Source organism: Spartinivicinus ruber (assembly GCF_011009015.1).
GTDB lineage: Bacteria > Pseudomonadota > Gammaproteobacteria > Pseudomonadales > Zooshikellaceae > Spartinivicinus > Spartinivicinus ruber.
This window is the reverse complement of record NZ_CP048878.1, coordinates 5,956,337-5,980,938: the sequence shown is the minus strand read 5'-3', so window position 1 is coordinate 5,980,938 and position 24,602 is coordinate 5,956,337. Positions and strand designations below refer to the sequence as shown.

Sequence of the window (24,602 nt, the reverse complement as noted above, 5' to 3'; positions counted from 1 at the left end):
TAGACTTTTAAATTTATAAATTTAGTTAGACTAATAATTTTTAGTCTTCTATTTTTAACGACACTAACTGTTATTTCTTTAAACAATAAAGTAGCTATTGTTGCACTTGCAATACTCCTCTATTACTATTTGTAACCAGATTAACTTATTGAGCTGAAGAGGAATGCCTAATGGCCTCAGTAAACAGTTTTTGGGTAGCTGTGCTTGTTGCGCTAGCGGTTGTAGGTTGTAGTAAGACTGAAGCGCCAATTAAAAAGGCCTCCATAAGACCAGTTAAGCTGACCACGGTGCAAGATAGTAACAGTGGTTTAGTCAGAAGCTTCCCTGGCAAGGTTATGGCGTCTCAGGCAGCTGAGTTATCATTTCGGGTTAATGGCGAGCTGATTGAGCTGAATGTAAAAGAAGGTCAACAGGTTACTAAAGGTTCTTTGCTGGCTAAGTTAGATGATGCTGATATGCAAAATCAGTTATCGGATAGGCAAGCAAGCTATGATCTAGCTCTGGCAGATCATCAGCGTAAGTTTCAATTATATAAAAAAGGCACCGTATCAAGATCTGTATATGATCAAGCTAAAGCAAAATTAGCATCAACTAAAGCAGCACTAGAACTAGCCAGAGATAATGTTCAATATACAGTTTTAAAAGCACCCTTTGATGGTACAGTTGCAAAAACATTAGTTGATAATCACCAGACTGTGCAAGCCAAGCAGCCAATATTGTTATTAGAAAACCATGACAATATTGATATTAGTTTACAAATTCCTGATCAATTTATTGCTAATATTCGCAAAGATGCAAGACAAGTAAATTATAAACCGACAGCTTACTTTGCCTCCCAGCAAGATACTCAATATGAGGTGCAATACAAAGAGCACTCGACTCAGGTAACCCCTGGTACTCAAACTTATGAGGTGCTTTTTACTATGCCTGCGCCTAAAGGAATGAATATTTTGCCTGGTATGAGTGCAACAATAACTATTGATTTTGCAAAGATTAGTCGTCCTTCCAGTGAAAATGCAGTAATCGTCCCCGTTGCTGCGGTTGATAACCCTGACCAGGATAATAAGGCAGTTGTATGGCGATATAACTCAGAGCTGCAAACCGTTGAGCCGGTTGAGGTTACTCTGGGCCAATTACTTGATGAGGGCGTACAAGTGCTAACTGGTATAAAGCCTGGTGATAAAATTGTGGTAGCGGGTATTCAGCACCTGAAAGCTGGCTTGAAAGTTAAGCCATGGGTTAAAGAGCGGGGGCTGTAATGAATATTGCAGAGTACTCTATTCGCAATAAAGTTATTAGTTGGATGTTTGCTTTAATTTTATTGCTGGGGGGGATTTCGTCTTTTTTTAAGTTGGGGCAATTAGAGTTCCCTGAGTTTACTATTAAAGATGCTTTGGTGGTTACCAGTTACCCTGGCGCAACGCCTCAACAAGTTGAAGAAGAAGTATCAGTCCAGCTAGAAGATGCTATCCAGCAATTAGCGTATATTGATCATGTTACCTCTATTAACAGTACTGGGTTATCTCAAATTAAGGTAGAAATAAAAGATACCTACAATAAAGATACCTTGCCACAGGTCTGGGATGAACTGAGAAGAAAGGTATATGATGCCCAAGCTTCACTTCCTCCAGGGGTAAGGCCTTCATTAGTGGTAGATGATTTTGGCGATGTGTTTGGTATTTTATTAAATATTACTGGTGCTGGTTACTCCTACCACGATCTTGAAGATTATGCAGATCTATTACGACGAGAGCTGGTGCTAGTACCGGGTGTAAAAAAAGTTTCTATTGATGGATCTTTACCAGAGCGAGTGTATGTAGAAATCTCGCGAGAGAAAATGACTGCATTAGGAATTAGTATGCAGCGCATTTTTGATTTATTGAAAAATCAGAATGTGGTTTCTAATGCTGGAGATATTTTTGTTGGTGATGAGTCAATAAGAATTCACCCAACTGGGGAGTTTAATGATGTAAAAGAAATGGAACGCCTACTTATTAGTGCTTCTGGTAGTGAACAACTAGTGTATTTAGGGGATATTGCTACCATTCAGCGAGCTTTTACAGATCAGCCCAATAAGCTTTATCACTTGAATAGTGAGCCTGCCTTGTCACTAGGTGTGTCATTTATGGCCGGGGTAAATGTCGTTGATGTCGGTCGTGCAGTGATGGCTCGTATTGATGAGTTAGAAGGTGACCGTCCACTAGGGATGGAAATTACAAATGTTTACAATCAGGCAGAGGTAGTAGATCAGTCAGTATCTGCTTTCTTAATCAACTTATTAGAAGCAGTTGCTATTGTGATTGTAGTGTTATTGGTCTTTATGGGGGCTCGTAGCGGCATCCTGATGGGATTGATTTTGCTGCTAACCATTTTGGGTACTTTTATTGTAATGCAAGTGATGGCTATCGACTTGCAGATTATTTCCTTAGGTGCATTAGTAATTGCATTGGGAATGTTAGTTGATAATGCCATTGTTATTACTGAAGGGATGTTGATTGGTTTACAGAAAGGGCTGACTAAACTGGAAGCAGCGAAAGCGGTTGTTGACCAAACTAAGTGGCCATTATTAGGAGCAACGGTGATTGCCATTATGGCATTTGCACCAATTGGGCTTTCGGCAGACTCTACCGGTGAGTTTGTTGGCTCCCTATTTTGGGTGTTATTAGTCGCGCTGTTTTTAAGTTGGATAACGGCGATTACGTTAACGCCTTTCTTTTTTGATTTGTTTTATAAAGAACTTAATGCTACAGAAACAACTGGAGAGCTTTATCAAGGTGCCTTTTTTGAGGTATATAAAGTATTGCTCAGCTGGTGTTTAAAACATCGTATTATAACCATAGTGGTTGTAGTTGCTATGCTAGCCTCTGCAATTTTTGGTTTTACCAAAGTAAAAAATGTATTTTTCCCTGCATCGACAACACCTATTTTTTTTGTTGACTACTGGTTACCAGAAGGAACAGATATTCGAGCGACTAATAAAGCCATTGCTAAACTTGAAAAAGAAGTAAAAGTAGTGCCTGGTGTAATGAATGTAACTGCAGTTATTGGTGGTGGTTCGCAACGGTTCGTTTTACCTTATGCACCTGAAGACAGTTACAGTAGCTATGGACAATTAATCGTCAATATGGAAGATCTTGAGTTGCTTGAAAAAGCGCTGGTACAGGTGACTGAGTTATTAAGAACCGACCACCCTAAAGCGGATTTTAGGGTTAAAAAATTGGAAAATGGTCCTGCTCCCGCTGCAAAGATAGAGGCGCGGTTTTATGGAGAAAGCCCAGAAATATTGCGTCAATTAGCAGCTCAAGCGATTGACGTGTTTAATGCTGATCCTTGGACGGATAATATACGTCATAGTTGGCGTAACCGAGTAAAGGTAATTAGGCCTGAGTTGTTGGAAGAACAAGCACGGCGGGCAGGTATTACAAAAAATACTTTAGATGAAGCGTTACTGGTGAACTTTAGCGGTAAGGTTATGGGTACTTATCGGGATGGTACAGACCTGATTCCTATTGTTGTTCGTGCGCCAGATAAAGAGCGGCTTAGTGCTTCCAGTTTGACTGAGTTACAAGTATGGAGCCCGGAATATTCAACCTATTTGCCTATATCACAAATTACTTCAGGCATTCATATTGACTGGGAAAACCCATTAATCAAACGGCGTGATCGTAAGAGAATGCTGGCGGTTTATGCAGACCCTGTATTGCTAAGTGATGAAACGGCAGATAGTGTATTTAAGCGTATAAAAAAAGAAATAGAGTCAATCCCTTTGCCTGATGGTTATGAGCTGGAGTGGGGGGGCGAATATGAAACAGCTACGAAAGCGCAAGCCAGCTTATTTGGCTCGTTGCCAGTAGGTTTACTGTTTATGTTTTTAATTACAGTGCTGCTGTTTAATACAACCAGGCAGCCTATTGTCATTTGGTTAACTGTGCCATTGTCACTAATAGGCGTTGTTGGTGGTTTGTTGTTATTAAATAAGCCTTTTAGTTTTATGGCGCTATTAGGTTTATTGAGTTTAATTGGTATGTTGTTGAAAAATGGAATTGTATTAGTTGAACAAATTAAACTAGAAGCAGACTCTGGTAAAAACTGTTATGACGCAATATTCCATGCATCGGTTAGTCGGGTTCGTCCGGTTTGTATGGCAGCCATTACCACTATGTTAGGAATGATTCCGTTAGTGGTTGATGCTTTTTTTGAAAGTATGGCGGTTACTATTATTTTTGGTTTGGGCTGCGCGACGTTGCTGACTCTAATTGTATTGCCTGTGTTGTATGCAGTGTTTTATAGAGTAAAGATATAATTTTAATTTTTTATTAAAAGTATAGTTTTAATTATTTTGATTAAAACTATACAGCTTAAAATAAAAAAATTAATATTTTTTGATTGATTTGAAAGGTGAGCGGGATTGGTAAAGGTTAATAAGTTCTTTATTAGTGAGAGGTGGATAGAATAAAAATCCTTGTATGTAATCACAGTTTAAACTTCTAAGATACTTTGATTGTCTTTCTGTTTCTACACCTTCAGCAACTACTTTAATATGTAATTGGTGTGCCATCTTAATAACTGACTCAACAATAGTGCAACTATGACAATTTAAAGGAATTTCATTAATAAAACTACGATCAATTTTAATAATATCAATAGGAAGTTTTTTTAGATAGTTTAATGAAGAATATCCAGTTCCAAAATCATCGAGAGCAAGGGTAATACCTATTTTTTTTAAGGATTTTAATTGTTTAATAACATTGTCTAAGTCATCAAGAAATATACTTTCTGTCACTTCTAGTTCTAGTTGAAAAGGATCAATTTTATGATTTTGTAAAGATCTATTAACTTCTTGTATTAGATTAGAAAATTTGAATTGGTTAGGAGAAATGTTGATTGAAATTTTTATTGGAATATAAAATTTATTGAGATTTTTAATTTCTAAACAAGCCGTATTTAATATCCATCGACCAATTTCAATAATGGTACCTGATTCTTCTGCTATAGATATAAACTCAGAAGGAGTAATCATTCCATGCTTAGGATGGTACCAACGAATTAAGGCTTCTACTCTATAATCTTCTTTGTTATTTAAGCTGATTTGAGGCTGATAAAGTAAAGTAAATTCATTGTTTGCTAACGCAATTTTTAACCCTTGATCAATATGAATTTTTCGTTTGATATGGCGTGTGCTATAGGGACTAGAAAACTGAAATTGGTTTCTTCCCATTTCCTTTGCATGGTACATAGCATAGTCAGCATTTTTTACTAGAAGGTGAGGTTTAACTCCATGTTGCGGATAGATTGCGATTCCGATGCTAGTGCTTACGTTGAGTATAAAATCATCAAAAGAAATATCTCGATAAATATTATTTTTTATTCGTTGAGCAATTTTTGATAAATTATGTTGGTCTTCTATACCATCTATAACTATAGCAAACTCATCGCCACCAAGATGAGCAATAAAATCTTGCTTTTTCAAAGATTGCTTTAATCGATTAGCTACAGCGCTTAGTAAAAAGTCAGCTTGTTCGGGGCCAAGATCATCATTCACTCGCTTGAAATGATCCAGATCAAGATAAAATAAAGCTAGACTTTTTTTTTCCTGACTGTTTTTATCTATTTTTTCATATAGATAGCTCCAAAAATTACGGCGATTAGGTAATTGAGTAACAGGATCAATTTGTGTTAATAGTTCTATTTCTTTAGAGGAAAGCTTGATGTTGCTAATATCATTAGCAATACAAATATAGTGTTCTAAGGTATTAGACTGATCAAAAATTGGGGCTATCATTAAATGAACCCATTTTTTATTATTGTCATTGTCTAAAGTTTCAAATTCTCCTTCCCAGTGATGTCCACTTTCTAATACTCTATGTATTTCCGGATACTGACGCTCTGCCTCTTTACTCCATTTTTTGAGTAAAGATTTCTCATATAATTCTTTTTTTCCTGGGAGTGAGTATATATCAATGAGGGCTTTATTATAAACCTCTACACTGCCATCATAACGACAAATTAAAACTGCTGTTGATTCATCTTGTATATCTTTATTAATATTTTCAAATGATTTTTTTTGTGTATAATTTTTTTCAAGACGAAATTGTAATTTTCTCTGGTGCAGATGAATTGCAGACTCTAAACGCTCGTTTTTTAATGCCAAGTTTCTTGCGTTTTGATATACTTTTTGTTTAGATTTAAAATTTCTGGTTTCATTTACAATTAGTATTAGTGGTTTTTTTTGAGATGTTAAAGCAATTGCTTCCAAATTTAACTCATGGATATCATCAAGTGATTCGGACCAGATTCCAGATCGAAGAGGCTTTGTTATATCTTTATTCCATGTATTTTTAGCATCATGTAAAAAATTTTCTATAAATGGAAAGCTCTCTATCAAAAAATATTTGTTTGTTGATATAAGTTGTTGTTTAGACTTTATTTTATAAAGATTGATAAACCAGGAAGGTAACTGGTATATTGGAGTAAAATATTCATGGTTATAATAAAAAGCAGCGATGTCCAGTTGAGTTAGGATATCAGAAAGTATATATGAATTGTTATTATCGGTTAGAGGTGTATTCATGTTGATCTGCTTGATAACAAGTGATTGGTGCAATGAGTTCAGCGATATGCTGAAATGCTTGTTCTACTCGTTGACCAGTTTTTGCACTGGTTATAAAAATATCTTCTTCTTTAATCATAAGTTCTGATAATTGACTATCATTGATTAGCCATTTATTTTTCAAATCTGATTTGTTGATGAGAAGGATTAGTTTTCTTTCATTTAAGTTGAGCTGTAATTGGCCCATGATTTCTCGGGCTGTTTCTAGGGTTTGGGGGCGAGTTCCATCAATCACCAATATATACCCACTGGCACCTCTCAAATAAGAAGGGTTTAGCTCAGTGAAAATATCAACACCTTCTATATCCCATAGAATTAACTGTATAGGTTGATCATTAATACTAACTAGGCGTTTATCAATTTTTACGCCAATAGTAGTATGATATTTTTCATTAAAAATACTGTGTACGTATTGCTTTACTAAACTCGTTTTTCCTACTGCAAAGGCACCTAACATACATATTTTCTTTGAAAGCATGTGTTCACTCCACTTTTTGATGGAATAGTACGCGAATGTTTACACGTCTTTGTTGTTCTAAGGGTACGTTTGGTAGATCTATAGCCCCCAACCCCCAGGCGACGATAATGTTCTCATTAATACCATTCGCCTTTAATTGAGAAGCTATCAATTGGGCTCGTTTTTTACTTATTGACAGGTTTGCACTATTCCTGCCCTCTCTATCTGCCAATCCTAATACAGTTATTTGTGTAATTGAGTAGCTAGACTCCAAGGAAATTTTTTGTAATATATTTAGTTGGTTGATTAATGTAGACAGCGTGTTATGGCTTTCATTAATAATAACTGATAAACGATGTTCAAAATAAATATTGATGTTGTTTATATCTTCAACTAGAGCCAAGAATTCAGTATCCAATTCAGCAAGCCGATTTCTAGGTAATTGTATTTTTACTTGAGAGGTATCAAATTCTGAAAAAAGATTTTTTACCATTGGATCGATAGCCAGGGCTTTTAATTGATCTTCGGGTAAGGTTCCTTCTGCAATTAGCTTGATACCATTATCTGTTGATATTGATTGAAATTTGATTAAATATTTATGCTCTAAAACAGGTAAGAATAGTTGTGGGTCATAGATAGAAGCATTCATGTCTGTAATATTTATTTTTAGTTTTGGTGTTTTGTTTTTAGATATTACTTGATTAATTGGTCTTGAAGTTGGTGATTTGAGTAAATTAATGTTAAGTTCATTGTTATTATATTGATGACTAATTATTTGATAACCTTTTTCTAACTGAATTTTTTTAATTATTTCTCCAATTAGATGCTCCATATTTTTGTTGTTAGTGTAAGTGATGTATATAGAGTAACTTGTTATTATACCTATGAGCATCAGGACAACTATTGCTAGCCATGGATAGGATTTTTCTACAGGTTTTTGTTTTTCAATTAATGCATCCTCAAGTAAAGGATAGCAACCTTCTAGAAAAGTATTATCGCCTGAATATAATTTCAGTTGTGAGCTAAACTCGGAGTGAATTGCTTCACAAATTTCCTGTAAGCGGTCTTTAATATCTTTGTGGACATTGCCTCTTATGGCTAGAGCAATAGTGGCATAGGGGCCTGTTTCAATAAGTAGATTCCACTCACCAAATTGTATAGAGTTTAGAGTGTCTGTATTTTGTGTATTTTGGACCTGATTGAAAGAATCTTTAATAAAGTCTGTAATAGCTGTTAGCATTGCTGATATAAGATCTGGATCTTGTGAAGAAATATCTTTTGCTGAACAGGATTCAATCAATAGTCCTGTTTCTCGGTGAATCAAAAATACTTGTTCTACCCTGAACTGTAAGTTTTGCAGTATCACAAACTGGCTATAGGGAATTCCTGAGAACCATGCTTTAAAACGCCATATAATCGCTCGCGCAGACAAACTCTTTTTTAATAACTGATTCAAAGAATAAATCATGTCAGATAATGCATTAGCAACAGCTTTTCTAACCGCAGGACCAATGACTGGATAAATAACATCTGCAAAACTTAAACGATTTTGTTTAATTGAGCTTTCAATCGACTTTGATAGAATAGGGGATAGTTCTTCTGTTAGAGATGAATCCATTTTATTGCGAATTGTAAATGCCTCAGTTAATATTTCCGCAGTGTGTTGTATTTCATCCTGTTTAACCTTTTTGTTTAAGAAAGTCTCGAGTTCTTCTCCTAATACTAGAGATCTCAAACGTTGATGATCTTCCTCATGAGTATGTTCAAGGTTATGGCTATTTTTTATGGCGTGGCCACTGCTCATAATTACTCCTGTTTCTGTCCTTGGATCAAGTTTACGGCCATAGTTTCAAGTAAGGTGGCAAGTGTTTTTCGGTCTGTTTTATTAGCGCTAAGCTCTTGAGAAGTTTGCTCAATTTTTTTCGATAGTAACCTCACCTCTTTTTCCAAGGATTTATAAATTTTGGTAGCAGAGGTTTCTAGTTCACTATGTGCCTCTGATAAATCGTGTTCGGTGTGTGTTTTAAACTCTTTAAATCGAGAGCTAAAATCTATCAACTTTTGCTCGAGTTTATCTTCTTGTTGAAGATGCTTGTTATTATTTACACTGATGGATTGATTAAGCTCTGACATAGCTGATTGTATATTTTTTTCAATCTTATCGTTGCTAGTTTTGATTAAAGTTTCTAAGCTTATAAACTTTTCTGAAAATAGCTTATAGTGATCAGCAATGGTGGCATCTAGCCTGGCAATTTCTTCACCGAATAAAAGTTGGCGAATAGAAGTTAGCTTGTCTGGGTTATCTTCTTTCGGTATTGATGAGTTAACGCTATGAACCACATTATGAGATTTCTTAGTCATAATGGTACCTTTTTTCATTACGATAAATACCTTTCCCTTTCTCTGAGAACAGGAGAGGGTAAATATAAGTGTTACATGTTTATAATAGAATAAATTTTAATAAGTTGACTAACCATTTGATAGGTGTTTTTTTTTTGGTGGAAAATCATGTTTTAAATCAGAATTCTTATAGTGTTATTTATATATAAGGTTTTATTTTAATTTAGAAAACTACTATGCTTTTTTATAGGTATTAATAATAATCTATATATTAAACAATGTTTAAGTTTGTTTTGGCTTGTTAGGGAGAGTAGTTTCAGTGCCGTTTAAAGAATTTGATATTTAATAAGAGTTGTAAATAATTTAAGGGCGCTATGAAACATTATAAAAACTTATTTTATTTTAAATAAATTTGAGATATGTCTGAGTGCAGTAAGTGTTGTTTCTAAATCCGTTGCCGTTATATCTGCTGAACACTGATTTGCCCAGGGTATTTGTTTTTGCTCAAGCTGGTAGTAAATCTCTTCTCCTTTTTTGGTAAGTGATACTAATTTAGCGCGTTTGTGGTTTGGGTTGTCTATAAAAGCCAGTAAGTCTTCTTTCTGCATATCATCTGTTAATCGTTGCACTGCTTGGCGGGTTTGCCCCATAAGGCGTGCTATTTGAGAAACAGTGATTGGATTGTTTGACCTGATAAGCGCACCAAGAATTTTCCAGCGTGCACTGGTTAGCCCAAATTCAGCTGTTAGCTTATCGCCTTCAGTTACGAGTAAGCCGCTGAGCTTGAACACTTCTAGTACTATTTCTGTAAATGCTTGACCTTGACGAGTGTGCTTCATATCAATGCTCGTTCGTTTAAAATAAGTTGACAACATATTGTCAGTTTGACAGTATATTGTCAAATAAATAGTAGGAGTAATGCTATGATATATACCATACACCGCCTTGCAGCAATCCTGGCTGCTTTATGTATGGCAACCTTTTCTGTGTCTACTTTGTTGGTTGAGCTATTTGGCTCTGAAGAGTCTATTGCTATGGTGAAAAGCTTAATTGTGATGCCTGGCTTATTTATTCTGGTTCCTGCTATGGCATTAACTGGGGCTACGGGTGCCAAAATTGCAAAAGTTCGAAAGGGATGCTTAGTTGAAGCCAAAAAGAAACGCATGCCAATAGTTGCGGCAAATGGAATACTTATTTTGATACCTGCAGCGTTATTTCTCAATCATTGGGCATCAATTGGATCATTCGATACCAAGTTTTATATTGTGCAATGTATAGAGTTATTAGCAGGTGCAGTCAATTTAACGCTGATGGGAATGAATATTCGTGATGGTTTAAAAATGGCAGGCAGGCTTCGTCCTAAGCAATTACAACAAACGTCTTGACTGAGTTTTGAAACCCCGTGAGGGGTTATATTTTTCTAAATTTATTGAGTGGTCTAAATAAACTACATTTATCTTCCCATCCTTCCTGGCTTTTAACATAAACAGTGATTTCATCAGCATAGGAAGGGAAACGAAAGCTGGCGTGACCTTTATTGTTCAACTTTTTTGAAGTACTATCCTACTAGCATCATCATAAACAGTAATTTCTGCTTTTTTAGCCGGTTTTCCTTTAGGTAAATAGGCTCGTACTATTACATCACTACTATTTTTTGAGCAATAAAAGTTAAATGAGTTACTTGTTTTACTGTTAAGGCTGCACCCGCAAATTGAAAGTATAACCAAATTAAGATAAATTTTTTTCATTTGTGCCATATTATAAATATCTACTTCAATTAAAAGGTGCTTAAGTATAGTAATGAATTCTTTTAGTTTACCATAGTGAACGGTATTTTCGATGGCAACTATTACAGCTGTTTTTTGCTATTTTATAGTTTTCAGTTAGTAGTTGCCATTTTTTTTCTAAGGAAGCTTGTTGCATATTATTAAAAGCGTTATTTAGCTCAGCAAGTCGATGGTTAAAGTCTTGTTTGCTATCCCATATTTTTTCTTTACTTTTACTGTCTTCACTGCTACCTGGTGGAAATAGTTCTGGCAATTGATGAGTTAATTTTGCTAATTCAGATATTTTTTTATTTATTATTTCCCATTCAATGTTGCTAATAGGTTTCTCGAAATCATCGATAAATGCTTCAATTGCTTTGAAAGTCTGTTGTCGTTGCTTAATTGTATTAGAAAAGTCTTCAGCTAGGCTTGATTGGGTAGTAGTGCATGCAGCGAGCGTGCAAATAGTGAAGTACAACTTGTTCACATTTATCTCCTCTATTATAGCAATAGTAAAAATCGCTTTTATTATATTTGTGTTAGCAAGTATTGCAAATGCAATTTTATTTAGGCAAACTACGCCTTACTTAAATGAGTGTGAGCTGTAAATAGAGAAGTAATGTGTACAAAAAACCAGCCTAGAGCAAACTATCAGCAGGCACATTTACCTGCTGATAGCGGTGTTGAGCTTAATTCTTCAGTTAAAATTTGGGATCTTGCGACTCGTATTAACCATTGGTTATTAGCCGTTTTGGTTTGTACATTACTTATTTCTGGATTTGTGGGGTTGGGGGATCGTCCTCCTCATATGGTTGCAGGGCTACTGCTAACTTGGGCAGTTGTTTGGCGCTGGTTATGGGGGGTATGGGGTAGTCATACCGCTCGGTTCAGTCAGTTTGTGAAAGGGCCTATCGCTGTTTTTCATTACTTTCGTGGAAGCTTTAAAGAAAATAAGAATCAGTTGGCTATTGGGCATAATCCGGCAGGAGGTTGGATGGTGATGACCATGTTGGTGCTGCTGACTTGTCAGGTTGGCACGGGAATGCATCTTGGTGGCATTATCGATTTAACTACTATAACGGGAAATGCTGTTGACGAATTCGCTGGTGTAGCCCATGGGGTGCTGGCCTGTTTGTTAGTGTTTTGTATAGCAGTTCATTTAATCGCCGTTATTGTTTACCTGTTAAAAGGCCAGCGACTGGTGAGAGCAATGGTGACAGGTAAGCTGGATAGCACTGAGATGTTGGACAATAGGGAGCTTGCTTTTGCCGGCGGCATAAAATTAATCATCACACTGGTAGTGGCGCTTGGGTTAGTGGGGTTATTAATTGTGACTATCAATTAAAGTAAGGGGGCTAAGAGAGGATTAGCTTTTCATTTTATTAGTAGTAAATACTACTACTCACTCCTGGTAACAATACCCTAAATACGCGATACTTATTTGTTGCGTATTAACTCATGGGTATTGTTTATCGTGTCATCCAAAAAACTGAAACGAGAGGATAGCTTTGGCTGGCTGATCGCTGTAGTTTCACAGCAGATGGGGTATAGTCTGGATGCTCGACTCAAGAAGTATGGCTTGAATTTAGCCTTATGGCCGACACTATTTTTACTCTGGCAGCAAGAAGGCTGTACCCAAACTGAACTGGCGAAAGCCTGTCAGACCCGCAATTACACTACGACGCGAGTTTTAGATAAGCTTGAAGAGTTGGGGTTGGTTGAAAGACGACCAGACCCGGATAGCCGTCGTGCGTTCAGAATTTTTTTGACCGAAAAAGGACGAGAGCTAGAGCCAGAGTTAATTGCCGAGGCTAAAGCTGTCAATAAACAGTATTTGAGTAAACTGGATAAAAACCAAAGAGCACAACTTATGTCGTTAATGCAGTTGTTAGTCAGTTAATAGCTTTTTTAACTACTCCCCCAAAGGTAACAACTGCTGTTCATATCTTATACGTTAACTACCTTACATCTCAGCTTCTAAAATTAAAACAAGTAGTACTAACTTAGAAGCTGGTGTCTTGCTTTGCATAACCGTACACTAAGTGTATAGCGGTTCATCAATAATCAATTTACTGAGTATATGATACGTTTTGATGGTGTAAGTAAGCGTTATCCTAATGGACATCAGGGCTTAGAGTGTATTGATTTACACATACCTCGAAGCCAAATGGCATTTTTAACGGGGCACTCCGGTGCTGGTAAAAGTACCCTGTTGAAATTGATTATTGCCATGGAAAAACCGACAGCCGGCCAAGTTTCAATTGGTGGACAAAACCTGCAAAGTTTGTGGCGTAATCATATTCCTATTTTGCGACGTAATATTGGTGTGGTATTTCAGGATCATCAGTTACTGTTTGATCGAACAGTGTTTGATAATGTGGCGCTACCCTTACAAATTGCAGGCTATAGTTATCGTGATATTCCGCGGAGAGTAAGAGCATCACTTGATAAAGTAGGCCTATTAAATAAAGAAAAACAGAATCCTTTAGCACTTTCTGGTGGTGAACAACAGCGCGTGGGAATTGCTCGGGCTGTAGTCAATAAACCCCCCTTACTATTGGCCGATGAGCCAACGGGGAATTTAGACCCTGAATTGTCAGCTGAAATTATGCGCTTATTCGCCGAGTTTAATCAGGTAGGGGTAACCGTGTTGGTAGCTAGCCATGATTTGAGCTTAATTGCCAGCATGAAACACCGGGTGATTACCTTGCAAGAAGGACGACTGTTAAGAGATGTAACACTCAATGAATAGTATTAATGACATACCTCGCCATCGAGCGGATGCCGTTAAAGCCAGCCAAGATCCAGCCCGACCGACCAATAAAGCGGCTAAAGTCGCTCATCCTGTTGTTCAATATTGTCAACACCATCAGTTTTCTATGTGGGATGCTTTCAAAAGGCTGATGAAGGCACCGATATCAACGGTGTTTACCTGGTTAATGATAGCCCTGGCATTAGCATTACCTGCGGCGATGTATATTGGTTTAGCCAATGTAAAAACATTGGGAGAGCGCTGGGACGGTGCTCCACAGCTGTCGGTGTTTCTTAAAAAAAATGTTAAGCAAACACAGGCTGATGCCTTAGCCAATAAAATCAAGGAAGCCAGTGTTGTAGAGCAGGTGATCACGATAACCCCTGAACAGGCTTTAAGCCAATTGGAGAGCACTGGAGGGTTTGATGGGGTTGCTCGATTTCTGCCCAACAATCCATTACCTACGGTATTGGTTGTTAAGTTTGGTGGTCAGTTCAACTCATCTGATATTCAATTGCTTGTTGCTGAGTGGCGGTTATTAGCAGGGATTGATGTGATTCAATATGATCTAGCCTGGGTGGATAAGCTGAACAAAATGACGGCTATCGCTTCCCAATTTAGTGTGATTATTGGTGCAGGCTTAGCACTAGCAGTGATGCTGGTAATCGGGAATACTGTCAAGCTTTCAATAGAAAGCAGACGCGCTGAGATTATGGTGATCAAGCTAATCGGGGCTACCAATGGTTATGTTCGCAGGCCATTCCTTTATCTGGGCTTTTGGTTTGGTATAGGTGGCGGAGTATTAGCACTGATTTTATTACAAGGCTTGATAGGCTCATTAGCAGACCCAGTAGCTGAGTTATCAGCACTATATGATAGTAACTTCAAAATAACTGGGCTAAGTTTTTCTGATAGTTTGGTCCTGTTGGGGGTGAGTGCTGGTTTAGGCTGTAGTGGTGCTTGGTTGACTAGCTGGCACTACCTAAGAGAGATTGAACCTCGCTAGAGGACCTTATCTAAAAGACTCTGATTTTGGTTAATGAATTATGAGCTGGTTGTTTAGTGAGTAGCTGTAATGGTTTACACAAGTTGTGTATTTTATATTCTAAGCTGCTTGATATTCCTTGGGATCAAGTTACTATCTTTTAACAGTTGGGCAGTGTCGACTTATTTCATTTTGTTAGACGTGTTTCGACTTACAGGAACTTTCTGAGAAGATCGCACTCTTAAAAAAACAGTGTTAGACTTTCAATCTCTTTGTTGTTACGCATAGTTTTATATTAATGTAGTTGTAGTTCATAGTTTGCAGTGCATAGATTGTTATTACGGAGACTTGCTGTTACGGAGACTATATGGGCACCAGTTTACAGACAATAGAAGCGCTAACTCCAGGTCAGAACCTGGAAGCTTATGTTCAAGCAGTTAACGGTATTGCGGTATTAACAGCTGAGCAAGAAAAAGAGCTGGCTGAGCGACTCTATTATGAAAATGACCTAGAGGCCGCACGTCAGATGGTGTTGGCTCACCTTCGGTTTGTTGTCCATATTGCCAGAAGCTACACTGGGTACGGGTTATCTCAAGCTGATCTGATCCAAGAAGGTAATGTCGGCCTGATGAAAGCGGTAAAGCGCTTTAACCCAGAAATGGGTGTACGTTTGGTCTCATTTGCTGTGCATTGGGTAAAAGCAGAAATGCATGAGTTTATCCTACGTAACTGGCGTATAGTTAAGGTTGCTACAACCAAGTCGCAGCGCAAACTGTTCTTTAACCTAAGAAGTTGTAAAAAACGCTTAGCATGGTTCACTAATGATGAAGTGAATGCTGTAGCGAAAGACTTAGGTGTAGAGCCAAAAACTGTTCGTGAAATGGAAAGCCGTATGGCTAGCCAAGATACTGCATTTGATGCGGGGGTTGATGAAGACGACGACCAGGCTTACCAAGCGCCAGCTTACTACCTCGAAGATAAGCGGTATGATCCAGCTCTTCAGTTAGAAGAGTCTGACTGGAAAGGCGCTGCAACGCAGAATCTACAGCAGGCAATGGAAAAACTGGATGACCGTAGTCGAGATATTTTGCAGCATCGTTGGTTGAATGAAAATAAATCTACGTTGCATGAGTTAGCGGCTAAATACAGCGTATCTGCTGAGCGTATTCGGCAATTAGAAAAAAATGCGTTGAAGAAGCTGAAAGGAACAATGCTGGCGTAAAGCTAAATGAAATAACGATATAGATAAAATTTTAATGAAAACCTGCTTATATGGCAGGTTTTTTATTTCTAAAAATAATGTTTTCTTGATCAAGTAATTTTCTGCTAAAAAGCTCTTCAAAAAAGTCAGTGACAATGAAAAAATAGCTGACATACCCTAATGGCTTTTCTATTAGAATGGGTTTAACACACCCTAGTAAAACTAGCGATTTTCAACTCTGGTATGGAAAAAAATGAGCCTAATTAAGCTTAGAATATTGTCATAAAAAAATAATAGTACTGATAAATAAATCACTTAGAGTGTGAATAAATTTTATACGATGATTCAAAGAGCTAGTGTGATAGAATTGTCTAAAATTTGGACATTTAGCTCACTTTCGGAAAAGGATTAAAGCACTGAACCAGCCGTTTCAAGGAGTCAGACAGGCCAACTAAGGAGGATCATAGGATAAAAGCTACATATTGTGAATAAAAATAAAGCTTAATAAAGCGAATGTCGCATAAAATACAATCTTTTATCTGGCATAAAACATGCTCTAGAAGCTGTACTCAAAAAACAGTGGTAATAAATAAGTAGCTGTACCCAATTAAACCATTCGAACAAAAAATAAGAAGCCATTATCAGAATGAAAAAAAGCTGGAAGAGTTGTGAGTAAGTGATTGTCCTTAGCCAGAACTTTTCTTTAAAAAGAAGTCTATTGTTGTGTAGCTGAACGAACAAGATAAATATAAGGTTGGTACTGTTATGTCGCATGTATTAAGTGTATCGCTTCACCATTTTACTGAAGCAGATTGTCAACCCATTCCTGATGGCGGATGGATTTTAGTTGCTGATATACCTGGAGGCACTGTTGAAATTTCTGGTAATAACCGTGCCCGCTTAGCCGAAATGGCGAACGAGCTGGCAGAGGCAAGGTGTATTGCTAGAACAGTTGCTCAAGAAGAAAGCCAGCAGCCTAACTAAGCTGGCTTATAGTTAATGAAGGTTGTATTCAGACTCTATGGCTAAACTTATCAATCTGGCTGGCTTTCTTATCTGGAAGTACTTTAAGAGTAGAGGTTATAAACAATTTCAGTACCTTGGTACAACCATTAAGCTGTTGACTTATTGGGCTGTAGGGCGTAACAAAAACTAAATAAACAGAAATATTGTGTTAGGTTTAAACGCCCTACTATTATTCCTTCGGACCAAAAACGTTCCTTTTCTAACTCTTGCCTAAAACTCTGAATTGGCAGTTATCCCATTACTGTCAGTATTGTTAATCCATTATACTCATTTGCTTAAATCTAAATAACCTACTCTGATGGTGAAATTATGGCCAAGCTCATGTTGCTACTTACAGGAGTCAGTGGTGTATTGGCAGTTGTATTGGGGGCATTTGGTGCTCATGGGTTGAAGCTGCGGTTGACAGAAAACCTATTGGCGGTTTATCAAACTGGGGTCCAATATCACTTTTACCATACCATGGCGCTAGGGTTTATTGCTTTGGCTTTATATCGCTGGCCAGGTAGTACCCCGCTTATAGCTGCCGGTTGGAGCTTTATTACAGGGATATTGATATTCAGTGGTAGTCTTTATTTGTTGGCTATAACGGATACTAAATGGCTTGGAGCAATAACACCTATCGGTGGCGTGGCGTTTATTATTGGATGGGTTTGTGTTTGCTGGTTTGCAGTCAAATCACCTAGTTAAACATTCAATTCTTGCTTGTTGTTTGAAATATAAACACTATAGAATAGCCCGCTTTGTTTGCATTTCACTTAGACGTTACCTATGAATCAAGATAAGCAATCAACAAAACATCTCCGGCAGGTCAAAAGCTATGTACTTAGAGCAGGGAGAATGACTGTAGGCCAGCAACGTGGCTGGGATGAAGTATGGCCTGAGATGGGACTTACCATTGATGATGGCCTTAAAAATATAGATGAGCTGTTTTCTCGATCTGCTCCACTGGTATTAGAAATTGGCTTTGGAATGGGCCATTCACTATTGCAAATGGCTGAGCAGGAGCCTGAGAAAAACTTCATTGGTATTGAAGTCCATCGCCCTGGTGTAGGTAGCCTATTAAATGAAGCACAAAAAGCTGAACTCACCAACCTTCGTGTGTACTGTGATGATGCTGTTGAGGTGTTGAAACACTGCATTCCAGATGAAAGTATTGATCGACTACAGTTATATTTTCCTGACCCATGGCATAAAAAGCGCCATCATAAACGCCGTATAGTGCAGCCTGCCTTTGTTCAAGCATTACGAGCCAAGCTACAAATAGGTGGAACTTTCCACATGGCAACAGACTGGGAAAACTATGCAGAGCATATGCTAGAAGTAATGCAGCAGGCTGAAGGTTTTGAGAATACTTCTTCAAATGGTCGCTATGTACCACGTCCAGGTTATCGTCCAATTACAAAGTTTGAAAAGCGTGGTGAAAGATTAGGGCATGGCGTGTGGGACTTGGTATATAAACGTATAAAGTAGCATCATGCATAAATATACCCTTCACGAATGATTTCTAGGTTTTGTTATCTTCATTCCTCGCCCCAATCACCTATTATTTATAGGCTCATGGGGCCTCGTCATTTGATGGTCGTACCTAAAAACCATTCGGATTGGGTATAAATTAAGGGAATCCTTAAAGACTCTTTCCATTGCCTCGCTAGTAGTACAACATTTAATGTATTAATAAAAGGTCGCATTTCAATGCGGCCTTTTTTATGTTCATATATTCTGTTCGACGAAAAATACTTGTTGGCTTTTATAGTTGCCCTTTACATGATTCTTACAGAGAGTAGGCAATGGGATATATGGTGTGAGTATTAGTTAACTGGCTAGGGTCTTTATTCTAAGTGATATTTATTATCAGAAAAAATAGGAAATACTATGTTTGATTCAGGTTATTATGTAACTGCAGAATTAAAGATCAAAACAAAATAGAAGAAACTACGAGTGCATTATTAGAGCTTTGTAGTAAAACCATAGAAGAGTCTGGGTGTACTGTCTTCACCTTACATCAAGATCAAAGCGAGCCAATGCGCTTTCTATTATGGGAGCGATTTGACGATGAAATGGCATTCAAGCAGCATTTTGAAGAAGAGCATACAAAAAAATACGTTGAATTAGGATTAATAGAAATCGTTCAGGTTTCTAAAACAGGTGCTGTTAATAAATAAGTTATATATACTTTTCAATAGAATGGAATGGAGTGCTAAATGAGTAATTATACATCAAGAGAGGGCCTTGAGTTAGCACTAGAAACCATTCGGCAGTCACCAGGAACTTGACTATTAGTAGGTAGTGCAACTAAAGAAGTGACTGAAGAGCCGCATTTAGGGTGCAGGAAGTTTGCAGATCAGTTTAGTATGGATGCAGTTAAATTTTTAAACTCTAAACAGGGTAAGCAATTAAATTTACGTGGAATGAATGCAAAAATTATTGAGCCAGGAACGGTAGAAGTTGGCACAACAATAAAGAAAATGATTACATAGGTGTAATTTGATGGATTACTTAAATATCAATAGAGATGCTTGGGACAAGCGGGCGAAAGTTCATATAGATTCTGAGTTTTATGATGTAAAAAATTTTTTAGAAGGCACAACTTCGTTACGCGAGATAGAGATTGCTGAATTAACTGATGTGAAAGGAAAAAAATTACTTCATTTGCAATGCCATTTTGGTCTCGATTCATTGTCTTGGGCTAGAAAAGGTGCAATTGTTACAGGCATAGACTTGTCACCTGTTGCGATTGAGGCTGCTAATAAAATAAAGAAACAAGTAAATATAGATGCTGAGTTTATTTGTTCAGATATTTATGAAATAGACAACAATATTCCTGAAAAAAATAGCTTTGATATAGTTTTTACCTCGTATGGGGCCATCTGTTGGCTTCCAGACTTAAATAAATGGGCAGAAACGATAGCAAGCAATTTGAAGCCTGGTGGAATATTTTATATGGTTGAGTTTCACCCTGTTTATGATCTTATAGCTGATTATTCCTATTTTTATTTGCCAGATCCAGATATCGATGAATCAGGTACTTATACAGAAAACTGTAATGGTGAAAAGTCTAAATTAGTTACTTGGTCACACCCGTTAAGTAATGTGATTAACTCTCTTATAAATTCTGGTATAAAAATTGATCAGTTAAATGAGTTTCCATTTAGTCCATATAACTGCTTTGAAGGTATGTTGGAAAAGGAGCCTGGGAGATTTTTCCTAGACAAATTTAAATATGATATGCCACTTGTATACTCTATTTTAGGGAAGAAGAGTTAACTGTAGTTTTGTAGAGCTTATAATGAAAATAGATGTTGTAGATAGAGCCGACTATATCGAAATAGTTGATGTGTGGGAGGCCTCCGTGAGAGCAACCCATGACTTTTTATCAGAAAAAGATATTCAATTTTTTAAACCTAAAATACTAAATGAGTACCTTAAAGCTGTAGAACAACTTTGGTGTGTCAAAAATAGCGAAGGAGGAATCATTGGGTTTCTTGGCGTTGCAGATGGTAATATTGAAATGCTATTTATCTTGCCTGAATGTAGAGGCAAAGGTATTGGTAAATTGTTAATAAATTATGCTGTGCATGAGTTAGGTGCAAACAAAGTTGATGTTAATGAACAAAATCTCCAAGCAGTAGGATTTTACACACATTTAGGATTTAAAACTATAAACCGTTCGTCAGTGGATGGGCTGGGAAAACCTTATCCTTTACTGCATATGCAACTGTAAACTAGTATTGGTATGTGAAATCAACTAAAAAATAGTATTTTAATGAGAGTAATAAGTGATGTCTGAATTAGTTATTCGTCAAGCGACAGGTCAGGATGCAGGATTAATTCTTGAATTTATCAAGGAATTAGCTCGGTATGAAAAAGCTGAAGATGAAGTTATTGCATCAGAAGCTGATATCATTGAATCACTATTTGCTAACTCTTCAAGGGCTAAAGCTGTAATTTGTGAAAACGATGGTGAGCCGATTGGTTATGCCGTATACTTTTTTAATTATTCAACCTGGCTAGGAAAGAATGGTTTATACCTCGAAGATTTGTACATTACGCCTAAGAAGCGAGGAACTGGAGCCGGTAAAGCACTATTAAGATACTTAGCTCAGCAAGCAGTATCTAATAATTGTGGGAGATTTGAGTGGAGTGTTCTTGATTGGAATGAATCTGCTATCAAGTTTTATGAGTCAATAGGAGCTAAAGCTCAAAGTGAGTGGGTAGGATACCGCTTAGCAGGCCAGGCATTGTTAGATTTAGCTGAGTCATAGTATATATGTTTATTGAGCATATTAATATCAGTACTCCTATTGAGTTACTGGATAAATTAAAGCTATTTTATTGTGAGTTATTTGGTTTGGTTGAAGGGTATCGGCCAAACTTTTTTAGAAAAGGATATTGGCTTTATTTTGATGAGAAGGCATTAATTCACTTAACAGAGAGTAATAAGCATTATAGTAATGAAAGACAGGGGTATTTAGACCATATTGCTTTTCAAGCGACGGGATTGGAAGAATTTATAGATAAGTTGAGAGAGTTTAAAATTAAGTTCAATATTGAACATTTGTCAGATATAGGAATGACTCAACTGTTCTTCAAAGATCCTGCTGGTATTGGTGTTGAAGTGAATTTCTTGCATGAAACAATATAAAAAATACTAAGGAAAAACAGTGTTTTCGCTTAATATAGATAAAGAAACTGCGCTTGAATTAGTTCATCCTGTAATGGCTAAACACTTGCATGAGTTAGTGGAAAAAAATAGAGCATACTTGTCAGAGTGGCTACCATGGGTGAATAAAACGAAATCAATTGAAGACTACCAGTCTTTTATCAATCAAGCTTTGCATGATTATGCTGATGACAAAAAAATGGTGTGTGTAATTAAATATCAAGAAGAACTGGTTGGGGTTTGTGGTTTTAACTCAATTAATCCGATGCTGAAGAAGGTTGAAATTGGCTATTGGCTGGCATCTGAGTATCAAGGGAGAGGAATTATTACTAATGTTTGCCAAAAACTAATCGAAATTGCTTTTAATCACTATAATATGGATAAAGTGCAAATTTCTGCTGCGGAGGAAAATCATAAAAGCCGGGCTGTTTGCGAACGGCTGGGAATGAAATTAGAAGGGATTATTACTAATGCAGAAAATGTTGATGGAAAAATAGTAAATCATGCAATTTATGGACTAAATAGAAAAAACAACTGAACTACTCAACCATGCACGACAAGGAGTTAAAATGTTTCCTATAGATATTGTAGTTGCTTATACGCTTGCTTGCATACTATTAGTTATTTCGCCGGGGCCGGATAACTAATTGGCAATAGGAAGAGGGCTTAGTCAAGGTAATACAGCTGCAGTGGTATCAGGATTGTCTTCAGGAGCTGGAATATAATTCCATGTACTTGCAGCAACTTTTGGGTTTACATTGTTGCTGCAGACAACAATATTTTCAACAGGGTTCCTATCAGCTGTACTATAAACCCAAAACCAGGGTTGTTTGTGCTGGCTTTTATCCCTCAGTTTGTTGAGCCTAATCTAGGATCAGTTACCATTCAATTGTTGGGTTATGGTATTTGGTTTGCTGTATTAACAGGTCTTAATATAGGAGCGGGCATTAGTTTCCTGTCATCTGGTTTGGCTGTGGCGTTAATGAAACAAAAATAAGGATTGAGTAGTGCAAGTTTCAGCTTATATTGCAACCAGTTTAGATGGTTTCATTGCAAAAAAAAACGGTGATATAGATTGGTTAATGGATGCAGAATGCCAAGAAGAAGATTATGGGTATGAAAACTTTATAAAAACAGTCAGTTGTTTGGTTATAGGGCGAAACACATTTGAGAAAATATTGAGCTTTTCCGAGTGGCCTTATCCAAATAAACGAGTGGTTGTGCTTAGTAATATTATAAAGCAACTGCCTGATTTAACTAAACATAAATCTGAGTTGTTTAGTGGTGAACTTACCAGCTTAATAGAAAAATTAAGCATGGAAGGAGAGCAAAGACTATATGTTGATGGTGGTATTACAATTCAGTCTTTTCTTCAACTTAAACTACTCACAGATATAACTATAACGAAGATACCAGTTCTGCTTGGAGAGGGTATTCCTCTGTTTGGCTCTGTAATCAGTGAAGTAAAGTTGACCCATGTAGAAACTAAGATTTTTAACAATGGTTTTGTTCAAACACAATATATATTTAATGATTCAAAGATAGCCTTGATAAAATGACACCAGAAGAAATAGTGATTATTTTCTGGCAGACTATGAATGCCAATAATTTTTATAAGGCAAGTGAGTGGCTAGCAGAAGACTTTGAGTGTTATTGGCCACAGTCTTCAGAGTTAATTGTTGGTCGAGACAACTTCGCTAAAATTAATACACATTATCCTGTAAATGGAGAGTGGAAATTTCATATAAATAATATACTCGGTAAGGATAATCAGGTAGTCACTGAAGTGGAAGTCAGTGATAATGAAGTAAGTGCAACGGTTATCACCTTCCATAAAGTAGAAAAAGGGGTGATTAGCAGGCAAAAAGAATATTGGCCTGACAGCTTTGAGACACCGCTCTGGCGAAGGCAATGGGTTGTAGTAGTTTAATGATGAGCATTAATTAATCTAATCATACGTTTGAATTGATGTTGGTCAATTATAGAGTATTAGGTTGGAGAGTAGGTAATAACCGCTAAAGAGAGTAAGTTTGTATAGCAAAACTAAGATGACTTGGATAACATTTGGTTATGTGGGCTTACAACACAGAAATCATGGAGCATCTAGGTTTTGAAAACACTGAAACACTTACTTGATAGAAACCGGGCTTGGGCTGCTTCAATTAAAGAGCAGGATCCAGAGTTTTTTGCTCAGCTGTCTAAACAGCAAGCACCTGAGTATCTATGGATTGGTTGCTCTGATAGCCGAGTGCCTGCCAACCAGATTGTTGATTTACCCCCAGGTGAAGTGTTTGTTCATCGTAACATTGCCAATGTAGTGGTCCATACTGATCTCAACTGCCTTTCTGTTTTACAGTTTGCTGTTGAGGTACTGAAAGTAAAGCATATTATTGTCTGTGGTCACTATGGGTGTGGTGGTATTAAAGCGGCAATAGATCATCATGAGCATGGTTTGATCGATAACTGGCTGAGAAATATCAAAGATATCTACCGTTACCACCAGGAAAAGCTTAATGCAATTCAAAATGAAGAAGAACAAATTAATGTTCTGTGTGAATTGAACGTTATTGAGCAGGTAGCCAATGTATGCCATACCACAATCGTACAAAATGCTTGGAAAGCAGGGCAGGAACTAGCTGTTCATGGCTGGATTTATAGTATTGAAGATGGGATTTTACGAGATTTGAATGTTTGTACTACTGGCTTGGATGAGATAGATCAGATTCATCGAGTAAAATAATTCCTTCCTTCATCACTTCTTAATCTTTAAAAACAGACTGTCATTAAGCTCTTAATGACAGTCGT

28 protein-coding genes are annotated in these 24,602 nt (G+C 37.1%); 22 read left to right on the top strand and 6 right to left on the bottom strand.

Features of this window, described 5'->3' with window-relative positions:
• Window positions 1-170 precede the first annotated feature (170 nt).
• Window positions 171-1,259, top strand: a complete 1,089-nt coding sequence (locus G4Y78_RS26955) for an efflux RND transporter periplasmic adaptor subunit (protein ID WP_163836052.1) — start codon at window positions 171-173, stop codon at window positions 1,257-1,259.
• Window positions 1,259-4,303, top strand: coding sequence for an efflux RND transporter permease subunit (locus G4Y78_RS26950; RefSeq protein ID WP_163836051.1), 3,045 nt, complete (start codon window positions 1,259-1,261; stop codon window positions 4,301-4,303). The genes G4Y78_RS26955 and G4Y78_RS26950 overlap by 1 nt, the downstream gene beginning before the upstream one ends.
• A gap of 69 nt (window positions 4,304-4,372) precedes the next feature.
• Here G4Y78_RS26950 and G4Y78_RS26945 read toward each other — a convergent pair whose 3' ends face one another.
• The 5 genes from G4Y78_RS26945 to G4Y78_RS26925 form a co-directional block, all read right to left on the bottom strand.
• Complete coding sequence (locus G4Y78_RS26945) at window positions 4,373-6,571, bottom strand: EAL domain-containing protein (RefSeq protein ID WP_163836050.1); 2,199 nt, start codon at window positions 6,569-6,571, stop codon at window positions 4,373-4,375.
• A complete protein-coding gene (locus G4Y78_RS26940) occupies window positions 6,549-7,088 on the bottom strand; it encodes a Rab family GTPase (RefSeq protein ID WP_163836049.1) in 540 nt (179 codons plus the stop codon). The genes G4Y78_RS26945 and G4Y78_RS26940 overlap by 23 nt, the downstream gene beginning before the upstream one ends.
• Window positions 7,089-7,092: 4 nt before the next feature.
• The gene (locus tag G4Y78_RS26935; protein WP_163836048.1) at window positions 7,093-8,871 is read right to left on the bottom strand and encodes an OmpA family protein; all 1,779 of its coding nucleotides are present in this window, start codon (window positions 8,869-8,871) and stop codon (window positions 7,093-7,095) included.
• A 2-nt stretch (window positions 8,872-8,873) separates the two neighbouring features.
• Window positions 8,874-9,446 (bottom strand): hypothetical protein, encoded by a 573-nt coding sequence (locus tag G4Y78_RS26930; RefSeq protein WP_163836047.1) that lies wholly within the window; start codon window positions 9,444-9,446, stop codon window positions 8,874-8,876.
• A gap of 353 nt (window positions 9,447-9,799) precedes the next feature.
• The gene (locus G4Y78_RS26925) at window positions 9,800-10,246 is read right to left on the bottom strand and encodes a MarR family winged helix-turn-helix transcriptional regulator (RefSeq protein ID WP_163836046.1); all 447 of its coding nucleotides are present in this window, start codon (window positions 10,244-10,246) and stop codon (window positions 9,800-9,802) included.
• Window positions 10,247-10,330: 84 nt separating this feature from the next.
• Here G4Y78_RS26925 and G4Y78_RS26920 point away from each other — a divergent pair, with 84 nt between their 5' ends.
• Window positions 10,331-10,792: a hypothetical protein gene (locus tag G4Y78_RS26920; protein WP_163836045.1), complete on the top strand. Its 462-nt coding sequence runs from the start codon at window positions 10,331-10,333 to the stop codon at window positions 10,790-10,792.
• A gap of 430 nt (window positions 10,793-11,222) precedes the next feature.
• Here G4Y78_RS26920 and G4Y78_RS26915 read toward each other — a convergent pair whose 3' ends face one another.
• The gene (locus tag G4Y78_RS26915; RefSeq protein ID WP_163836044.1) at window positions 11,223-11,660 is read right to left on the bottom strand and encodes a cytochrome c; all 438 of its coding nucleotides are present in this window, start codon (window positions 11,658-11,660) and stop codon (window positions 11,223-11,225) included.
• Window positions 11,661-11,792: 132 nt separating this feature from the next.
• On the opposite strand from G4Y78_RS26915, the gene G4Y78_RS26910 reads away from it, so the two are divergent.
• The 19 genes from G4Y78_RS26910 (at window position 11,793) to can (ending at window position 24,537) form a co-directional block, all read left to right on the top strand.
• On the top strand, window positions 11,793-12,518 hold the full coding sequence (locus G4Y78_RS26910; protein ID WP_163836043.1) for a cytochrome b/b6 domain-containing protein: 726 nt from the start codon (window positions 11,793-11,795) through the stop codon (window positions 12,516-12,518).
• A gap of 129 nt (window positions 12,519-12,647) precedes the next feature.
• A complete protein-coding gene (locus G4Y78_RS26905; RefSeq protein ID WP_230425655.1) occupies window positions 12,648-13,073 on the top strand; it encodes a MarR family winged helix-turn-helix transcriptional regulator in 426 nt (141 codons plus the stop codon).
• 180 nt (window positions 13,074-13,253) lie between these two features.
• Window positions 13,254-13,925, top strand: a complete 672-nt coding sequence (gene ftsE / locus G4Y78_RS26900) for a cell division ATP-binding protein FtsE (RefSeq protein ID WP_163836042.1) — start codon at window positions 13,254-13,256, stop codon at window positions 13,923-13,925.
• Entirely contained in the window at window positions 13,918-14,931 is a 1,014-nt protein-coding gene (gene ftsX, locus G4Y78_RS26895) for a permease-like cell division protein FtsX (protein WP_163836041.1), read from the top strand. The genes ftsE and ftsX overlap by 8 nt, the downstream gene beginning before the upstream one ends.
• A 346-nt stretch (window positions 14,932-15,277) precedes the next feature.
• Entirely contained in the window at window positions 15,278-16,132 is an 855-nt protein-coding gene (gene rpoH / locus G4Y78_RS26890; protein ID WP_163836040.1) for an RNA polymerase sigma factor RpoH, read from the top strand.
• Window positions 16,133-16,876: 744 nt separating this feature from the next.
• Complete coding sequence (locus G4Y78_RS26885; protein ID WP_163836039.1) at window positions 16,877-17,095, top strand: hypothetical protein; 219 nt, start codon at window positions 16,877-16,879, stop codon at window positions 17,093-17,095.
• Between the two features lie 351 nt (window positions 17,096-17,446).
• Window positions 17,447-17,824: a DUF423 domain-containing protein gene (locus G4Y78_RS26880; protein ID WP_163836038.1), complete on the top strand. Its 378-nt coding sequence runs from the start codon at window positions 17,447-17,449 to the stop codon at window positions 17,822-17,824.
• Window positions 17,825-17,905: 81 nt separating this feature from the next.
• Entirely contained in the window at window positions 17,906-18,607 is a 702-nt protein-coding gene (trmB, locus tag G4Y78_RS26875) for a tRNA (guanosine(46)-N7)-methyltransferase TrmB (protein ID WP_163836037.1), read from the top strand.
• 434 nt (window positions 18,608-19,041) lie between these two features.
• The gene (locus G4Y78_RS26870; RefSeq protein WP_222937780.1) at window positions 19,042-19,299 is read left to right on the top strand and encodes a putative quinol monooxygenase; all 258 of its coding nucleotides are present in this window, start codon (window positions 19,042-19,044) and stop codon (window positions 19,297-19,299) included.
• 138 nt (window positions 19,300-19,437) lie between these two features.
• Window positions 19,438-19,614: a hypothetical protein gene (locus G4Y78_RS26865; protein WP_163836036.1), complete on the top strand. Its 177-nt coding sequence runs from the start codon at window positions 19,438-19,440 to the stop codon at window positions 19,612-19,614.
• A gap of 10 nt (window positions 19,615-19,624) precedes the next feature.
• Window positions 19,625-20,401 carry a class I SAM-dependent methyltransferase gene (locus G4Y78_RS26860; RefSeq protein WP_163836035.1) on the top strand — a complete coding sequence of 259 codons (777 nt, stop codon included), beginning with the start codon at window positions 19,625-19,627 and terminating at the stop codon, window positions 20,399-20,401.
• A gap of 22 nt (window positions 20,402-20,423) precedes the next feature.
• Window positions 20,424-20,858 carry a GNAT family N-acetyltransferase gene (locus G4Y78_RS26855; protein ID WP_163836034.1) on the top strand — a complete coding sequence of 145 codons (435 nt, stop codon included), beginning with the start codon at window positions 20,424-20,426 and terminating at the stop codon, window positions 20,856-20,858.
• Window positions 20,859-20,916: 58 nt separating this feature from the next.
• The gene (locus G4Y78_RS26850) at window positions 20,917-21,399 is read left to right on the top strand and encodes a GNAT family N-acetyltransferase (RefSeq protein ID WP_163836033.1); all 483 of its coding nucleotides are present in this window, start codon (window positions 20,917-20,919) and stop codon (window positions 21,397-21,399) included.
• A gap of 5 nt (window positions 21,400-21,404) precedes the next feature.
• Window positions 21,405-21,779, top strand: a complete 375-nt coding sequence (locus tag G4Y78_RS26845) for a VOC family protein (protein ID WP_163836032.1) — start codon at window positions 21,405-21,407, stop codon at window positions 21,777-21,779.
• Window positions 21,780-21,798: 19 nt separating this feature from the next.
• The gene (locus tag G4Y78_RS26840; RefSeq protein WP_163836031.1) at window positions 21,799-22,335 is read left to right on the top strand and encodes a GNAT family N-acetyltransferase; all 537 of its coding nucleotides are present in this window, start codon (window positions 21,799-21,801) and stop codon (window positions 22,333-22,335) included.
• Window positions 22,336-22,629: 294 nt separating this feature from the next.
• On the top strand, window positions 22,630-22,794 hold the full coding sequence (locus G4Y78_RS31185) for a hypothetical protein (protein WP_230425654.1): 165 nt from the start codon (window positions 22,630-22,632) through the stop codon (window positions 22,792-22,794).
• Window positions 22,795-22,804: 10 nt separating this feature from the next.
• Window positions 22,805-23,356: a dihydrofolate reductase family protein gene (locus G4Y78_RS26830; protein ID WP_163836030.1), complete on the top strand. Its 552-nt coding sequence runs from the start codon at window positions 22,805-22,807 to the stop codon at window positions 23,354-23,356.
• Window positions 23,353-23,727 carry a nuclear transport factor 2 family protein gene (locus G4Y78_RS26825; protein WP_163836029.1) on the top strand — a complete coding sequence of 125 codons (375 nt, stop codon included), beginning with the start codon at window positions 23,353-23,355 and terminating at the stop codon, window positions 23,725-23,727. The genes G4Y78_RS26830 and G4Y78_RS26825 overlap by 4 nt, the downstream gene beginning before the upstream one ends.
• A gap of 180 nt (window positions 23,728-23,907) precedes the next feature.
• The gene (can, locus tag G4Y78_RS26820) at window positions 23,908-24,537 is read left to right on the top strand and encodes a carbonate dehydratase (protein ID WP_163836028.1); all 630 of its coding nucleotides are present in this window, start codon (window positions 23,908-23,910) and stop codon (window positions 24,535-24,537) included.
• Window positions 24,538-24,602 lie beyond the last annotated feature (65 nt).

What these genes read in the sequence shown, in the direction of transcription:
- G4Y78_RS26885 (WP_163836039.1), top strand. Translation starts at nt 16,877, where the DNA reads ATGTCGCATGTATTAAGTGTATCGCTTCACCATTTTACTGAAGCAGAT.
- G4Y78_RS26930 (WP_163836047.1), bottom strand. Translation starts at nt 9,446, where the DNA reads ATGAAAAAAGGTACCATTATGACTAAGAAATCTCATAATGTGGTTCAT.
- trmB (WP_163836037.1), top strand. Translation starts at nt 17,906, where the DNA reads ATGAATCAAGATAAGCAATCAACAAAACATCTCCGGCAGGTCAAAAGC.
- G4Y78_RS26920 (WP_163836045.1), top strand. Translation starts at nt 10,331, where the DNA reads ATGATATATACCATACACCGCCTTGCAGCAATCCTGGCTGCTTTATGT.
- rpoH (WP_163836040.1), top strand. Translation starts at nt 15,278, where the DNA reads ATGGGCACCAGTTTACAGACAATAGAAGCGCTAACTCCAGGTCAGAAC.
- G4Y78_RS26855 (WP_163836034.1), top strand. Translation starts at nt 20,424, where the DNA reads ATGAAAATAGATGTTGTAGATAGAGCCGACTATATCGAAATAGTTGAT.
- G4Y78_RS26845 (WP_163836032.1), top strand. Translation starts at nt 21,405, where the DNA reads ATGTTTATTGAGCATATTAATATCAGTACTCCTATTGAGTTACTGGAT.
- G4Y78_RS26850 (WP_163836033.1), top strand. Translation starts at nt 20,917, where the DNA reads ATGTCTGAATTAGTTATTCGTCAAGCGACAGGTCAGGATGCAGGATTA.
- G4Y78_RS26945 (WP_163836050.1), bottom strand. Translation starts at nt 6,571, where the DNA reads ATGAATACACCTCTAACCGATAATAACAATTCATATATACTTTCTGAT.
- G4Y78_RS26910 (WP_163836043.1), top strand. Translation starts at nt 11,793, where the DNA reads ATGTGTACAAAAAACCAGCCTAGAGCAAACTATCAGCAGGCACATTTA.
- G4Y78_RS26955 (WP_163836052.1), top strand. Translation starts at nt 171, where the DNA reads ATGGCCTCAGTAAACAGTTTTTGGGTAGCTGTGCTTGTTGCGCTAGCG.
- ftsE (WP_163836042.1), top strand. Translation starts at nt 13,254, where the DNA reads ATGATACGTTTTGATGGTGTAAGTAAGCGTTATCCTAATGGACATCAG.
- ftsX (WP_163836041.1), top strand. Translation starts at nt 13,918, where the DNA reads ATGAATAGTATTAATGACATACCTCGCCATCGAGCGGATGCCGTTAAA.
- G4Y78_RS26935 (WP_163836048.1), bottom strand. Translation starts at nt 8,871, where the DNA reads ATGAGCAGTGGCCACGCCATAAAAAATAGCCATAACCTTGAACATACT.
- G4Y78_RS26860 (WP_163836035.1), top strand. Translation starts at nt 19,625, where the DNA reads ATGGATTACTTAAATATCAATAGAGATGCTTGGGACAAGCGGGCGAAA.
- G4Y78_RS26825 (WP_163836029.1), top strand. Translation starts at nt 23,353, where the DNA reads ATGACACCAGAAGAAATAGTGATTATTTTCTGGCAGACTATGAATGCC.
- G4Y78_RS26880 (WP_163836038.1), top strand. Translation starts at nt 17,447, where the DNA reads ATGGCCAAGCTCATGTTGCTACTTACAGGAGTCAGTGGTGTATTGGCA.
- G4Y78_RS26925 (WP_163836046.1), bottom strand. Translation starts at nt 10,246, where the DNA reads ATGAAGCACACTCGTCAAGGTCAAGCATTTACAGAAATAGTACTAGAA.
- G4Y78_RS26940 (WP_163836049.1), bottom strand. Translation starts at nt 7,088, where the DNA reads ATGCTTTCAAAGAAAATATGTATGTTAGGTGCCTTTGCAGTAGGAAAA.
- G4Y78_RS26950 (WP_163836051.1), top strand. Translation starts at nt 1,259, where the DNA reads ATGAATATTGCAGAGTACTCTATTCGCAATAAAGTTATTAGTTGGATG.